The organism is Dyella lutea (assembly GCF_024158035.1).
In the GTDB taxonomy this organism is placed as follows: Bacteria; Pseudomonadota; Gammaproteobacteria; order Xanthomonadales; family Rhodanobacteraceae; genus Dyella_A; species Dyella_A lutea.
The window spans coordinates 1,257,113-1,270,922 of record NZ_JAMZEK010000001.1; the positions used below are offsets into that span (position 1 = coordinate 1,257,113).

Annotated in this window: 16 protein-coding genes; 13 read left to right on the forward strand and 3 right to left on the reverse strand. The window is 69.1% G+C overall.

The window, feature by feature from the left end; translation table 11 throughout:
• Positions 1-18 precede the first annotated feature (18 nt).
• Together NC595_RS05510 and NC595_RS05515 are read left to right on the forward strand one after the other, a co-directional pair.
• A complete protein-coding gene (locus tag NC595_RS05510) occupies positions 19-924 on the forward strand; it encodes a glycosyltransferase family 2 protein (RefSeq protein ID WP_253565276.1) in 906 nt (301 codons plus the stop codon).
• Positions 921-1,835, forward strand: a complete 915-nt coding sequence (locus NC595_RS05515) for a DMT family transporter (protein ID WP_253565277.1) — start codon at positions 921-923, stop codon at positions 1,833-1,835. The genes NC595_RS05510 and NC595_RS05515 overlap by 4 nt, the downstream gene beginning before the upstream one ends.
• Positions 1,836-2,097: 262 nt before the next feature.
• On the opposite strand, the gene aroB is transcribed toward NC595_RS05515, so the two are convergent.
• Positions 2,098-3,189, reverse strand: a complete 1,092-nt coding sequence (gene aroB, locus NC595_RS05520; RefSeq protein WP_253565278.1) for a 3-dehydroquinate synthase — start codon at positions 3,187-3,189, stop codon at positions 2,098-2,100.
• Positions 3,186-3,725 (reverse strand): shikimate kinase, encoded by a 540-nt coding sequence (locus tag NC595_RS05525; protein WP_253565279.1) that lies wholly within the window; start codon positions 3,723-3,725, stop codon positions 3,186-3,188. Before NC595_RS05525 ends, aroB begins: the two co-directional genes overlap by 4 nt.
• Before the next feature lie 50 nt (positions 3,726-3,775).
• Between NC595_RS05525 and NC595_RS05530 the strand changes: the two genes are divergently transcribed.
• On the forward strand, positions 3,776-4,624 hold the full coding sequence (locus NC595_RS05530) for an NAD-dependent epimerase/dehydratase family protein (protein WP_253565280.1): 849 nt from the start codon (positions 3,776-3,778) through the stop codon (positions 4,622-4,624).
• A 42-nt stretch (positions 4,625-4,666) separates the two neighbouring features.
• Positions 4,667-5,011 (forward strand): YbjQ family protein, encoded by a 345-nt coding sequence (locus NC595_RS05535; RefSeq protein ID WP_017464048.1) that lies wholly within the window; start codon positions 4,667-4,669, stop codon positions 5,009-5,011.
• 17 nt (positions 5,012-5,028) lie between these two features.
• On the opposite strand, the gene NC595_RS05540 is transcribed toward NC595_RS05535, so the two are convergent.
• Entirely contained in the window at positions 5,029-5,859 is an 831-nt protein-coding gene (locus NC595_RS05540) for a kinase (RefSeq protein WP_253565281.1), read from the reverse strand.
• A 40-nt stretch (positions 5,860-5,899) separates the two neighbouring features.
• On the opposite strand from NC595_RS05540, the gene pdxH reads away from it, so the two are divergent.
• From pdxH to NC595_RS05585, 9 genes are all read left to right on the forward strand, one after another.
• Positions 5,900-6,487, forward strand: coding sequence for a pyridoxamine 5'-phosphate oxidase (gene pdxH / locus NC595_RS05545; protein WP_253565282.1), 588 nt, complete (start codon positions 5,900-5,902; stop codon positions 6,485-6,487).
• Positions 6,488-6,500: 13 nt separating this feature from the next.
• Positions 6,501-6,941, forward strand: coding sequence for a secondary thiamine-phosphate synthase enzyme YjbQ (locus NC595_RS05550; protein WP_253565283.1), 441 nt, complete (start codon positions 6,501-6,503; stop codon positions 6,939-6,941).
• Positions 6,942-6,985: 44 nt separating this feature from the next.
• Positions 6,986-7,783, forward strand: coding sequence for an ABC transporter substrate-binding protein (locus NC595_RS05555; protein WP_253565284.1), 798 nt, complete (start codon positions 6,986-6,988; stop codon positions 7,781-7,783).
• A gap of 81 nt (positions 7,784-7,864) precedes the next feature.
• Complete coding sequence (gene hemP / locus NC595_RS05560; protein ID WP_425493070.1) at positions 7,865-8,068, forward strand: hemin uptake protein HemP; 204 nt, start codon at positions 7,865-7,867, stop codon at positions 8,066-8,068.
• 103 nt (positions 8,069-8,171) lie between these two features.
• Positions 8,172-8,717: a hypothetical protein gene (locus NC595_RS05565; protein WP_253565285.1), complete on the forward strand. Its 546-nt coding sequence runs from the start codon at positions 8,172-8,174 to the stop codon at positions 8,715-8,717.
• Positions 8,718-8,899: 182 nt separating this feature from the next.
• The gene (locus NC595_RS05570; protein ID WP_253565286.1) at positions 8,900-10,171 is read left to right on the forward strand and encodes an efflux RND transporter periplasmic adaptor subunit; all 1,272 of its coding nucleotides are present in this window, start codon (positions 8,900-8,902) and stop codon (positions 10,169-10,171) included.
• A gap of 182 nt (positions 10,172-10,353) precedes the next feature.
• A complete protein-coding gene (locus NC595_RS05575) occupies positions 10,354-11,079 on the forward strand; it encodes an ABC transporter ATP-binding protein (protein ID WP_253565287.1) in 726 nt (241 codons plus the stop codon).
• Between the two features lie 100 nt (positions 11,080-11,179).
• Positions 11,180-12,496, forward strand: a complete 1,317-nt coding sequence (locus tag NC595_RS05580; protein WP_253565288.1) for an ABC transporter permease — start codon at positions 11,180-11,182, stop codon at positions 12,494-12,496.
• A 10-nt stretch (positions 12,497-12,506) separates the two neighbouring features.
• Positions 12,507-13,760 carry an ABC transporter permease gene (locus NC595_RS05585; RefSeq protein ID WP_253565289.1) on the forward strand — a complete coding sequence of 418 codons (1,254 nt, stop codon included), beginning with the start codon at positions 12,507-12,509 and terminating at the stop codon, positions 13,758-13,760.
• The last annotated feature ends 50 nt before the right edge of the window (positions 13,761-13,810 follow it).

Here is a 13,810-nt window from a genome sequence, read left to right on the forward strand (position 1 = left end):
GCGCGCATACTTGTGCCGGTGAGCACCCCTTCTTCCCCTCCTGCGCTTGCCGCGGGCGTGCCCGACGTCAGTGTCATCGTGGTCTCGGCCGACAGTGGCCCGGGGCTGCACGAATGCGTGCGGCGCGCGCTGGCCTGCCCCGGCGTGCGCGAGGTGCTGCTGATCGACAACGGCTCGCGCGACGGGATGCCCGAGGCCATTGCCCGTGCGCACGAGCAGGACCTGCGGCTCACCCTCATCTACAACCACGCCAACCTCGGCTTCGGGCCGGCGGTGAACCGCGCGGCGAAACGTTCGAGTGGACAGCGGCTGCTGATACTCAACCCGGATTGCCTGCTCGATCCGGACACGGTGCCGCGGCTGGTCGCCGCCTTCGACGCACAGTCGCGCACCGGCCTGGTCGGTGCGGTGGTCTGCGACGCGCAGGGCCATCCCGACCCGGCCTCGTACCGCCGCGACCCGCTGCTCGCGCGCTCGCTCAACACGTTGCTGGATCGTCCCGGCGAGGGCGTGAACATCGAAGGGCCGATCCCCGACCACGCGGTCGAGGCGGAGGCCGTGTCCGGTGCGCTGATGCTGGTTTCGCGCCGCGTGTTCGAGTATCTCGGCGGTTTCGACGAAGGCTACTTCCTGCACTGCGAAGACCTCGACCTGTGCCGCCGGGTGCGCGATGCGGGCTACCGCGTGATGCTCGCCGGCGACGTGCGCGTGCTGCACGGCAAGGGCGGCTCCAGCCGCCACCGACCGGTTTTCGTCAGCCGGCACAAGCATCGTGGCATGTGGCGCTGGTTCCGCAAGTTCGATCCGGCGGCGCGCAAGCCGCACGTGGCCGCGCTGGTCTGGCTGGGCATCTGGGCGCATTTCGCGCTGCAGGTGCCCGGGCAGCTGCTGCGGCGGCGCACCTCCCTCACGGACCCCGCATGAGTACTTCCCCCGCGCGCACCGGCGCGCTCGCCACCTTCGCGCTGGTCGTGGTGACCGCGGTGTGGGGGTCCACCTTTTTTCTCATCAAGGACGTCGTGCAGCGCGTGGCGGTGGCCGACTTCCTGGCCGTGCGCTTCGTGATCGCTGCGCTGGCGATGGCGCTGATGTTCGCCCGTCCGCTGATGCGCCTGCCGCGCCGGCAGTGGCTGCAGGGCCTGGCGCTGGGTGCGCTGTACGGCATCGCCCAGCTGCTGCAGACCACCGGGCAGATCTACGCCTCGGCCAGCGTCAGCGGCTTCGTCACCGGCATGTATGTGGTGTTCACCCCGCTGCTCGGCACGGTGCTGCTGCGCCAGCGCATGCCACCGGTCACCTGGATCGCGGTGCTGCTGGCCACCGGCGGGCTGGCGCTGCTGTCGCTGCAGGGCTTCAGCGTGAACAAGGGTGTGGTGCTGGTGCTGATTTCCGCGGCGTTGTACGGACTGCACATCGTCGGGCTCGGCCAGTGGTCGCGGCCAGGCGACGCGTTCGCGCTGTCCACCGTACAGATGCTGGCGATCGCCGTCGTCTGCCTGCTGGCCACGTTGCCGCACGGGCCGAAGCTGCCGCCGGACCGCGGCGTGTGGATCGCGCTGATCTACATGGCGCTGGCTGCCGGCGCCGGCGCCATGCTGGTGCAGACTTGGGCGCAGGCGCACATGCCGGCGACCCGCGCGGCGATCGTGATGACGCTGGAGCCGGTGTTCGCCGCCGGCTTCGCGGTGGCCTTCGGCGGCGAATCGCTGACCTGGCGCATGCTCGGCGGCGGCGCGCTGGTGCTGGCGGCGATGTACCTGGTGGAACTGGCGCCGCGGCGCAGCACACGCAAGGCCGAGGCGATGCCGGCCGAGGCGATCCACCACGAGGTGTGACGGACAACCGGCGTAGGAGCCCGCATGAGGCATGGTGAGCAAGTCTCCACGCCGCCGCTGGCGGCCGATGTTCGCGGTGGCCTCTCGGTGAGGCCGTGAGCATGCTCGCCGGCGGCGGTGCATCTGACGGAACTTGCAACGCGCGTCCTGCGTTCGACGCGATCCATCAGCAACCGTGACCGGAACCTGAGAGCCCGCTCGCGGGCGATGCTCCTCGCCCTGAATCGGGATCGAAGCGAAAGGCATCGCCCGCGAGCGGTATCTACACGGCCGCTTGCAGCACGGCGAGCACGTCGGCCTCGTTCACTCCTGCGACGATCTCCGCCCGGCCGATGCCGCGCCACAGGATCAACCGCAACGTGCCGGCGGTGTTCTTCTTGTCCAGCCGCATCAGGGCGAGCAACTGCTGCGGGTCCATGCCCTCGGGAATGTCGGTGGGCAGGCCGAGGGTGTCGAGCAGGCGTTGCAGGCGCAGGGTGTCGTCCAGCGCGGCCATGCCGAGCTGCTGCGAGAGCTGTGCCGCCAGCACCATGCCGACCGCCACCGCCTCGCCGTGCAGCAGGCTGGTGTAGCGGCCGGCGGTCTCCAGCGCGTGGCCGAAAGTGTGGCCGAGGTTGAGCAGGGCGCGCTCGCCCTGTTCGGTCTCGTCGCGGGCGACCACGCCGGCCTTGTAGGCGACCTTGCGCGCGATCGCCTCGGTGACCACCGCCGGCTCGCGCGCCGCCAGTGCATCGGCGTGCGCCTCCAGCCAGGCGAAGAAGTCCGCATCGCCGATCGCCGCGCCCTTCACCACCTCGGCCAGGCCGGCGCGAAACTCGCGTTCGGGCAGGGTGGCCAGGGTGCCGATGTCGGCGAACACGCCGCGCGGCTGGTGGAACGCACCGACCAGGTTCTTGCCGGCCGGCAGGTTCACGCCGGTCTTGCCGCCGACCGAGGAGTCGACCATCGCCAGCAGCGTGGTCGGCAGCTGGATGAAGTCGATGCCGCGCATCCAGCAGGCCGCGGTGAAACCGGCCAGATCGCCGACGACGCCGCCGCCCAGCGCGATGATGCAGGCGTCACGGGTGGCGCCGAGCTTCGCCAGCGCGGCCAGCGCGCGGCCGACGTTGTCGAAGGTCTTGTGGGCCTCGCCGTCGTCGATCAGGAAACTCGCCCAGTGGAGGCCCTCCAGCCCCTTCGCCACCGTGTCCAGATACAGCGGCGCCACCGTGGTGTTGCTGATCACCAGCACGTGGCGACCGCGGATCGCGGCGCGCCAGGCGGTGCTGTCGGAGAGCAGGCCCGGGCCGATGCGCACCGCGTAGCTGCGGAGGCCGAGGGCGACGTCGATGGAGCGTGGGGCAGGGGCGTTCATGCGGCTCGGGTGCGGTTCCAGTGGGTGTCGATCAGGGCGATGGCGCGCTGGGTGGCGGCGTGCACGCTCTCGTGCTCGTCCGGCAGCACCAGGTCGGCCAGTTCGCGGTACAGCGGTTCGCGCGCCTCGCGCATCGCAGCGAGCTTCGCGCGCCGATCCTCGCCGGCCAGCAGCGGCCGCTTGGTGTCGCGGGCGAGCCGCTCGAGCTGCTGCTCGATGCCGGCCTGCAGCCACAGCACGTAGCCGCGCGCGGCCAGCCGCTGGCGATTGACCGGATCGAGCACCGCACCGGCGCCGGTGGCCAGCACGATGCCTTGCGGCTGCGTGCAGAGGTCGAGCATGTCGCTCTCGCGCCGGCGGAAGCCGGCCTCGCCTTCCAGCTCGAACACCGTACCCACCGGCACGCCGCAGTGAAGCTCGATCTCGTAGTCGAGGTCGACGAAGGCGAGCTGGTAATGTTCGGCGAGGCGCCGGCCGATCGAGGTCTTGCCGGCTCCGGTCGGTCCGACGATGAACAGGTTGCACGACGGATTCATGCGCGCATGCTAGCAGGGCCGATCCGGCGTCAGAGGGGAATTCCAGGGCCATGAGCGAGCGTGTGCTGCTGTCCGGATGCGGCGATCTGGGCATGCGTGTGGCCCGATGCCTGCAGGCCCGCGGCGACTCGGTTTTCGCGCTGCGCCGGCATCCGCCGGAAGGCGAGGCGGAGGGCATCGCCTGGATGGCCGGCGACCTGACGCGCGACGACGGGCTGCCGCCGCTGCCGCCCGGTATCACGCAGCTGGTGCATCTGCCGACGCCCGGCGCGCGCGAAGAGGCGGCGTACCGCGCCGTGTTCGTCGACGGCCTGCGCCGGGTGCTGGCGGCACTGGACCGGGCGAGCCTGCGTCGCGTGCTGTTCGTCTCCTCCAGCGCCGTCCATGGCGACCACGACGGCGGTTGGGTCGATGAGCACACGCCGCCGGATCCGCCGGGTTTCAATGGCGCCGTGCTGCTCGAGGCCGAGCGCTGGCTGGCTGAGCATCCGGTGACGTCGATCGCATTGCGCCTGGCCGGACTCTACGGGCCGGGGCGCCTGCAGCTGCTCGATCGCCTGCGCGCCGGGGCGGCCCGCGTACCGCGCGGACACCCGCACTGGGCCAACCGCATCCATGTCGACGACGCAGCCGGGGCGATCGCGCACCTGCTCGCCGTGAACGATCCGCAACCGGTGTACCTCGGCGCCGACGACACGCCGCTGCCGCTGGACGTGCTGTACGACCATCTCGCCACGCTGGTCGGCGCGCCGCCGCCGGCAGACGGCCCGGCACCGGCCGGCGTCGGCAGCAAGCGCCTGTCCAATGCGCGCCTGCGTGCCAGCGGCTGGGTGCCGCGCTGGCCGGATGCCCGCACCGGCTACGCAGCGTTGTGGGACGATGCCGAACCGCGGTCTTGAACCGGTTGCCGTCGCGCAGCCACTTACCTCCAGGAGCCCGTCATGCCCACCCCGGTTTCCCGCCACATGGTCAGCACCACCAACGACGTTCCCGGTTATCGCGTGGTGCGCCCGCTCGGCATCGTGCGCGGCATCACGGTGCGCTCGCGCAGCATCGTCGGCAACGTCGGCGCGGCGCTGCAGACCCTGGTCGGCGGCAACATCACGCTCTACACCGAACTGTGCGAAAAGGCGCGTGTCGAGGCGTTCGAACTGATGCTCGACCACGCCGCGGCGCTCGGTGCGAACGCCGTGATCGGCATGCGCTACGACGCCAACGAAGTGGCGCAGGGAGTTACCGAGGTGCTCGCCTATGGCACCGCCGTGCAGGTCGAACCGGGCGGCTGAGCTCGGGTGATCGGACGTCAGTTGTGGTTGAGTCCGGTCACGTGGCGCTCGGTGTCGTACTCGACCCAGCTGTCGGCGAGGTTCGGCAGGGTGGCCAGGGCGTGGCGGCTGAGCCGCTCGAAGTGCGCCAGGAAACGTTCCATGGCTTCACCGTCCATCGCCAGTGGGGCATGGCGGGCGATCAGCAATTGCTCCTGTTCGCTGCGCCAGCGGCGCACCACGTCCCAGTGCGGGGCCTGCAGCACGATCAGGGCGTCGAGCTTGCGCCACAGCGGCTGGTAGCCGCGCAGCTGCTTGTTGACCCAGCGACGCCAGGCGCCGTCGGGATCTTCCTTGCGCTCCAGTTCGTTCACCGGCGCGTTCAACGCGGCGGCCGACTGCGGGCGGATGCCCAGCGCCCAGCCCTCCAGGATGATCAGCTTCGGCGGCCGGGTGACCTTGGGCCAGCGCGACGGCGGCAGCCGCGTATCGCGACCCTTGTCGAAGCGCGGGTAGGGCACCGGCAATTTGTCCGACGCCCTGGGCAGGCCGGCAAGCACCGACATCAGCAGCTCGATCTCGTGCGTGCCGGGCACGCCGCGGGTGCGCAGCAGCGGGTGGATCTCGCGCGCCATCAGCTCGCGGTCCGAACGCGAATAGTAGAAGTCGTCCAGCGACAGCACTTCGGTGGGGATGCCTCGTGATTGGGCCTGCGTCCGGATGACGCGGGCGAGCGTGCTCTTGCCGCTGCCCTGCAGGCCGGACAGGCCCATCAGGTAGGTGCGCCGTGCCCGTGCGATGCGACCGGCGTAATGGTCGAGCAGGAGCACGGCCAGCGCCTGATTCTGCGTGCTAGGATCATTGTTCATCCGCGCCATGATGACGCGCCCCGGCCACGATTCAAGACCTATGCTCAATCGCGAGATTCTGGACACCTTCACGCAGCTGCTGGAGGAGGCCAAGGCCAGCGGCGACCGCGAACCCACGGCCATGAACCTGGCCACCGTGGACGCAGCCGGGCGGGTGAGCTCCCGCGTGGTGCTGCTGAAGGATGTGGAGGAGCGCGGTTTCCGCTTCTTCACCAACTACCAGAGCGATAAGGGCAGCCAGATCGAGGCGCATCCGCAGGTGGCGCTCAATTTCCACTGGAAAGGGGTGCGCGAGGGCGTGCAGGTGCGCATCGAGGGCGTGGCGCGCAAGCTGATGCCGGAGGAATCCGACGCCTATTTCGCCACCCGGCCGCGCGGCAGCCAGGTCGGTGCCTGGGCCTCGCTGCAGTCGCAGACGCTGCCGGACCGCGAGACCTTCGAGCAGCGCGTGGCGCGCTACGAGCAGGAGTTCGAAGGGCGCGACGTGCCGCGCCCGCCGCACTGGGGCGGCTACGTGGTCGAGCCGGACATGGTGGAGTTCTGGTACGGCGCGCAGTTCCGGCTGCACGAGCGTGTGCGCTGGAGCCGCCACGGCCAGACCTGGACCCGTCGCCTGCTGTATCCCTGAGGAGAGCGCCGAGGTGCGTCGCCAGGCCGTCGACCATGTTGCCCAGGGCGGGTTCACCGTGCACACGCGCGGTCGCGGCTTCAGCGAGATCACCGACGAGGTGGCCAACGCCATCGCAGCCAGCGGCGTGCAGACCGGGCTGGCGCACGTGTTCACCGCACACACCAGCTGCTCGCTGCTGATCGGCGAGAACGCCGATCCGACCGTGCGCGAGGATCTGGAGCGATGGTTCGCCCGTGCGGTTCCCGATGGCGACCCGTTGTTCCGCCACAACGATGAAGGACCGGACGACATGCCGGCCCACGTGCGCTCCACCCTCACCGGTGTCAGCCTCACCGTGCCGGTGCACGGCGGTCGCCTGGCGCTCGGCACGTGGCAAGGGCTGTACCTGTGGGAGCACCGTACCGATGCGCACCAGCGCAAGGTGCAGGTGACGGTGATCGGCGCCGGCTGAGCGCGCCGCTACCATGGGCGATTCCGTTCCAGTGATCGCCCACCGTGACCGACGCCTTCCCCCAGCGCATCGTCTGCCTCACCGAAGAACCGACCGAAGTGCTCTACGCGCTGGGCGAGGAGCACCGCATCGTCGGCATCTCCGGATTCACCGTGCGCCCGTCTCGCGCGCGCAGGGAAAAACCCAAGGTGTCGGCCTTCACCAGCGCGAAGATCGGCGAGATCCTCGCGCTCAAGCCCGATCTGGCGATCGGCTTCTCCGACATCCAGGCGGACATCGCGCGCGAGCTGATCAAGGCGGGCGTGGAGGTGTGGATCTCCAACCATCGCAGCGTCGAGGGCATCGTCGCCTACATCCGCCGGCTCGGTGCAATGGTCGGCGCGCACGATGAGGCCGAGGCCTACGCGCAACGCGCCGAGGCGCACATCGCCGCCGTGCGTGAGGCCGCCGCCGCGCTGCCGCGCCGGCCCAGGGTGTATTTCGAGGAATGGGACGAACCGCTGATCACCGGCATCCGCTGGGTCGCCGAGCTGATCAACATTGCCGGCGGCGACGATATTTTTCCCGAACTGGCGCGCGAGCCGCTGGCGAAACAGCGCATTCTCACCGACGGTGCGCCGGTGATCGCGCGGGCACCGGACATCATCCTGGGCTCCTGGTGCGGCAAGCGCTTCCGGCCGGAGAAGGTCGCGGCGCGGCCGGGATGGGCGTCGATTCCCGCGGTCCGTGACGGCGAGCTGCACGAGGTGAAGTCGCCGATCATCCTGCAGCCGGGACCGGCCGCGCTGTTCGATGGCCTCGACGCGCTGCACCGGGTCATCGCCGCCTGGGCCGCACGGTGACTTGGGGGAGAGGCAGGGGCGTTGACTTGGAAATGAGAATGCTTATCATCTGAGTCGTAACCCTTTGTGGAGAAAGCCGTGATGAATCGACCCCTGCACATGACTTCGGCCGAGGCGACGGCCCGACCCGTCGGCAGCCTGAGCCTGCCGCTGGCTGCGCGAGAGGTCCCCAGCGTGAGCAGCGACGCCCTGTTGCGGGGCGCCCGCGAGCTGGTGATCCGCCATCAGGGAGGCGAGTACCGCCTGCGCCTGACGCGCAACGACAAGCTGATCCTCACCAAGTGATTCCCGGGGCGCTGCTGCCGTCGCCGCGCTCTTCCCCCCACCGGCCCACCGCCAGCACCGTCCCGCACGGTCAGTCAGGCCCCACCGCAATGGAGGCATGGTCATGCCGTTGCCGAGTGCGCGTTTTCTGGTCGCCGCAAACCCTGTCGAAACACCGCCCCGCTGGCTCTCCCCCGATCCGCGATGCTTCGCCCGCGACCTGGCTGCCCTGGGGCCGGTGTTCTGTGCCTGGACGGGACCGGCCGCCGGCCTGTCCGAAGGAGCGTCGGACATCGCCCCGGGTAGCCCGGACGGGCTGGTGCTGGCGCATCCCGGGCCGCTCGCTCATGCCTGCGCCGTCACGATCGACGGACCACGCGAATGGATCACCGTGCACGATGGCGCAGGCGTGCCCCGCTGTCGCCTTTACCTGCTGCCGGATACCGACTATCTCGCCTGGGACGCCTTGCTGGCCCACGCCGCTGCGACAGCGGCACCCGCGGCGCGGCCGAACTGGCGGGCCCGCCGCGGGCGTCGTCTGCGCTTCGAGGTGGCGTCGATCGGGCCATGGTCGCTGGTGTGCACCAGCTCGGCGCTGCCGGACTGCGTGCTGAGCTGGCGGACGGTGCGCGAGCTGGTACGCACCGAGGGCGTGGCGCTGGTCGCCTGACCGCCGTGTCCGGGGTCTTGTCCGGCTGTCCGTCCGGGTGTCCGCGGACACCGTCCGGCAACAGACAGGGTTTCTGTACATCATTGTTATAAATGCATTTTTGAGCGATATCCGGCATTGGCACGGCCATTGCTGAAAGGTCTACGTGGCTGCACCTGTCCGCAGCCGTTGGGGACCGATCGATGATCCGTGACACCTCCGCCCAAGACCGACTGGTCGAGGTCAAATCCAACCGCAAGCGCCGGGTGCTGCTGATCGGCGCGGGCGTTGCCGTGGTCGCCGTGCTGGCGCTGGCGATGCCCGGGGTGATGCGGATGTTCTCCGCCGACGCCTCGGTCAGCGCCTCGCGTCTGGCCTTCGCCACGGTGACCCGCGGTCCGTTCGTGCGCGACATCGCCGCCGAGGGCAAGGTGGTGGCGGCGAACAGCCCCACGCTCTACGCCACGTCCGGCGGCGCGGTCACGCTGAAGGTGCATGCCGGCGACACGGTGAAGCAGGGCCAGGTGCTGGCGACCATCGTGAGCCCGGAGCTGACCAACAAGCTGGCGCAGGAGCAGTCCAACGCCGATGCGATGGAGGTCGACTACAAACGCGCCCAGATCGACGCCAAGAAACAGCGCGCGGCGCTGCAACAGGCCTACGACAATGCGCAGATCGACGCCCAGGCGGCCAAGCGCACGGTCGAACGCAACGAGGCCGCCTACGCCAAGGGCGCCGTGTCCAAGACCGATGTCGATACCGCCCACGATACCCTGGAGAAGGCGCAGATCGCCGAGCGCCATGCCAAGGCCAACCTCGGCCTGGACAACGACAGCCTGAACTTCAACATCGAATCGAAGAAGCTCGCCTATGAGCGGCAGAGCCTGCTGGTGCAGGACCTGCAGCGCCAGGTGGACGACCTCAACGTGAAGTCGCCGGTAGACGGCCAGGTCGGCCAGTTGTTCATCGCCGAACGCGCCACCGTGGCCAAGGACGCCCAACTGCTCAGCGTGATCGACCTGACCGCGCTGCAGGTGGAGATGCAGGTGCCGGAGAGCTTCGCCCGCGACTTGGGCATCGGCATGCCCGGCGAAATCACCGGCAACGGCCAGACCTGGCATGGCAAGGTCAGCGCGATCTCGCCGGAAGTGGTCAATGGCGAGGTCGCCGCGCGGCTGGCCTTCGACGGCGCCACGCCCAAGCAGTTGCGCCAGAGCCAGCGCCTGTCGGTGCGCGTGCTGCTGGACAAGCGGGACAACGTGTTGACCGTGCAGCGCGGCTCGTTCGTCGACGAGTCCGGCGGCAACTATGCCTACGTGGTGCGCGACGGTATCGCGGTGAAGACGCCGATCCGCGTGGGCGCCAGCAGCATCGACAAGGTGGAGATCCTCGACGGCCTGAAGGAAGGCGACAAGATCGTGATCTCCGGTACCGACAGCTTCAAGGGCGCCCAGCGCGTCGCCATCAGCAGTTGAAGGCGCGCGGGGAACGGGGAATGGAGGGTCGGGAGATCAGAACCGCCGCCGCAGTTTGCCGTGACTGCCGGACGACGGGACCGCAAGGTGCTCTCCCCAGATCAGCGAATGCGGTGCTCCCGACTCTCCATTCCCCGTTCTCCGCCGCCACCCTCCAGACCACCACCGAGTAAGGAAAAACCATGCTCAAGATGACCCACCTGTCCAAGGTCTACCGCACCGAAGTGGTGGAGACCTACGCGCTGCGCGATTTCAACATCGACGTGAAGGAAGGCGAGTTCGTGGCCGTCACCGGCCCGTCCGGCTCGGGCAAGACCACCTTCCTCACCATCGCCGGCCTGCTGGAAACCTTCACCGGCGGCACCTATCACCTGGACAACATCGAGGTGAGCCAGCTCGACGACAACGCCCGCTCGAAGATCCGCAACGAGAAGATCGGCTTCATCTTCCAGGCGTTCAACCTGATTCCCGACCTCAACGTGTTCGACAACGTCGAAGTGCCGCTGCGCTACCGCGGGATGAAGGCGCCCGAGCGCAAGGAGCGGATCATGGGCGCGCTCGAGCGCGTCGGCCTGGCCTCGCGCGCCAAGCACTATCCGGCGGAACTGTCCGGCGGCCAGCAGCAGCGCGTGGCGATCGCCCGCGCGCTGGCCGGCTCGCCGCGCCTGCTGCTGGCGGACGAACCGACCGGCAACCTGGACACCCAGATGGCCCGCGGCGTGATGGAGCTGCTGGAGGAGATCCACCGCGAGGGCGCCACCATCGTGATGGTGACGCACGATCCGGAGCTGGCCGCACGCGCCCAGCGCAACGTGCACATCATCGACGGCCAGGTGGTCGACCTCGCCGAAGACCCGCGTTTCCACGCGCACGTCGTCGAGGCCCGCCAGGGGCAGGGACGCAGCTGAGCGTCTGCGGCGGCCACGGCCGCCGCGTCATGCAGGGGGAAGGTCCGCGGCAGCGATGCCGCGCGCCCCCGGTCGTGCAAGTCACCCCGAGGATCGGCTCATGTTTGCCTACTATTTCGAACTGGCGTTGCGAAGCCTCAAGCGCAGCCGCGGCCTGACCCTGCTGATGGTGCTGGCGATCGGCTTCGGCGTTGCCGCGTCGATGACCACCTATTCCGTATTCCGCGCGGTGTCGGGTGATCCGATCCCGTGGAAGTCGTCCAAGCTGTTCGTGCCGCAGATCGACATGTGGGGCCCGAAGGCGCGCGATCCGAACGGCGACCCACCGGACGCGATGGACTACGCCGACGCCATGGCACTGATGCGCGCGCACCGCGCCAGGTACCAGTCGGCGATGTACCAGATCTCGCCGTCGGTGGTTCCGGCCGATGCCAGCAAGCATCCGATCAACGTCAGCGGGCATGCAGTGTTCAGCGAGTTTTTCCCGATGGTCGACGTGCCGTTCAAGTACGGCGCCGGCTGGACGGCGGACGACGATACCCAGCGCTCCGCCGTGGTGGTGATCAGCAGCAAGCTCAACGACAAGCTGTTCGGTGGGCAAAACAGCGTCGGCCGCACGCTGGACATCGAAGGCAAGGACTACCGCGTGGTCGGCGTGACCGATCACTGGAACCCGCAGCCGCGCTTCTTCGACGTCGTCAATACCGGCGGCTTCACCGACGGCGCCGAGGACGTGCTCCTGCCATTCAACCGCGCCATCGACGTGGGCATGCCGAACAACGGCAACACCAACTGCAATGAAGTGCCGAAGGAGTCCGGCTTCGTCGGCCTGCAGCATTCCAGCTGCGTGTGGATGGCCTACATGGTGCAGCTGGACGATGCCGCGGCGGTGCAGGCCTATCGCGAGTACCTGGACGGCTACGCGCGGGACCAGCAGAAGGCCGGGCGTTTCGGCTGGGCACCCAACAATCGCCTGCGCGACGTGCCGGCCTGGCTCGACGCCGAGCACGTGGTGCCCAGCGACACCAAGGTCTCGCTGCTGGTCGCCCTGGGGCTGCTGGTGGTCTGCCTGGTCAACACCGCCGGCCTGCTGCTGGCCAAGTTCCTGCGTCGCAGCAGCGAGATCGGCGTGCGCCGCGCCCTGGGCGCCCAGCGCAGCGCGATCTACGCGCAGTTCCTCACCGAGGCCGGCATCGTGGGCCTGGCCGGCGGCGTGCTGGGACTGCTGCTGACGGGTGTCGGCGTGGCCAGCGTGGGCTGGGTGATGCCCAAGGACATCGCCTCGCTGGCGCGGCTGGACGTCTCGCTGCTGGCCATCACCCTGCTGGTCGCCGTGGTCGCCACGATGCTGGCCGGCCTCTATCCCACCTTCCGGGCCTCGCGCGTGCAGCCCGCCTGGCAGCTGAAGTCGAACTGAGGATCACGCCATGAAGCTCCATCCCATGATCGCGGCCCTGCGCCGGCACAAGGCAGGCGTGGTGCTGATCGCCCTGCAGATCGCGCTGACCCTGGCCATCGTCTGCAACGCGGTGTTCATCATCGGTCAGCGCATCGAGCGCGTGAACCGGCCCACCGGCCTGGTGGAAGACAACCTGATGCTGGTTTCCCAGGGCTGGGTCGGCGCACCCAGCGGCGATCAGCCCGGAGACGTGGAGAAGCTCGACAGCCTGCTGCAGGCCGACCTCGCCGCGCTGCGCGCGATGCCGGACGTGGAATCGGTGGTGCCGATCAACTCGCTGCCGCTGCTCAACTCGTCGTGGACCGGGTCGGTGGCGCTCAAGCCCGGCAGCGACCTGCGCGCGGGCAACGCGCGCAGCGTCTATTACTTCGGCGACGAGCACCTGCTCAAGACGCTGGGCCTGAAGCTGGTGGCCGGGCGCGGCTTCACCGCGGCCGACGTGCAGAATCGCGGATTCCGCGACAGCGGCACGCCGGCGGTGATCATCGTGACCAAGGCACTGGCCGACAAGCTGTATCCGAAAGGCGACGCGCTGGGCAAGGCGATCTACCTGGACGGCGGCAGCTCGCCCAGCACCATCATCGGCGAGGTGGAGCGCCTGCAGGCTCCGGCCACCGGCAGCTGGGTCAACGGTTTCCTCTGGAACGCGACGATCGAGCCGTTCCGCCTGAACGCCAACTTCTCGCGCTACGCGATCCGCACCAGGCCGGGGCGGCTGCAGGCGGTGATGCACGCGGTGCCCAACGTGCTGTACGGGGTGAGCCGCATGCGCGTGCTCGACGACGACAGCGTCAAGTCGTTCGCGCAGATCCGCCAGGAGGCCTACCGCTCCGACGTCGGCATGGCGGTCCTGATGGGCGTGGTCTGCCTGATCCTGCTGGGCGTGACCGCCGCTGGCATCGTCGGCCTGACCAGCTTCTGGGTCGGCCAGCGCCACCGCCAGATCGGCGTGCGCCGCGCCCTGGGTGCGCGAAAGATCGACATCCTGCACTACTTCCAGATGGAGAACCTGCTGATCTCCGGTGCCGGCGCGGTGATCGGGTTGGGCCTGGCCATCGGTCTGAACATGCTGCTGATGAAGCGTTTCGAGATGGACCGCTTGCCGGTGCTGTACGTGCTGGCCGGCATCGTGGCGGTGATGGCGCTGGGCCAGGGGGCGGTATTCGCACCGGCGCGGCGCGCTTCCAACGTGCCGCCGGTGGTGGCGACGCGCAGCGTGTGATCTCGCCCCCTCGCCTTCCAGGGGCGAGGGGGCAGCTCTGGGAGCTATGA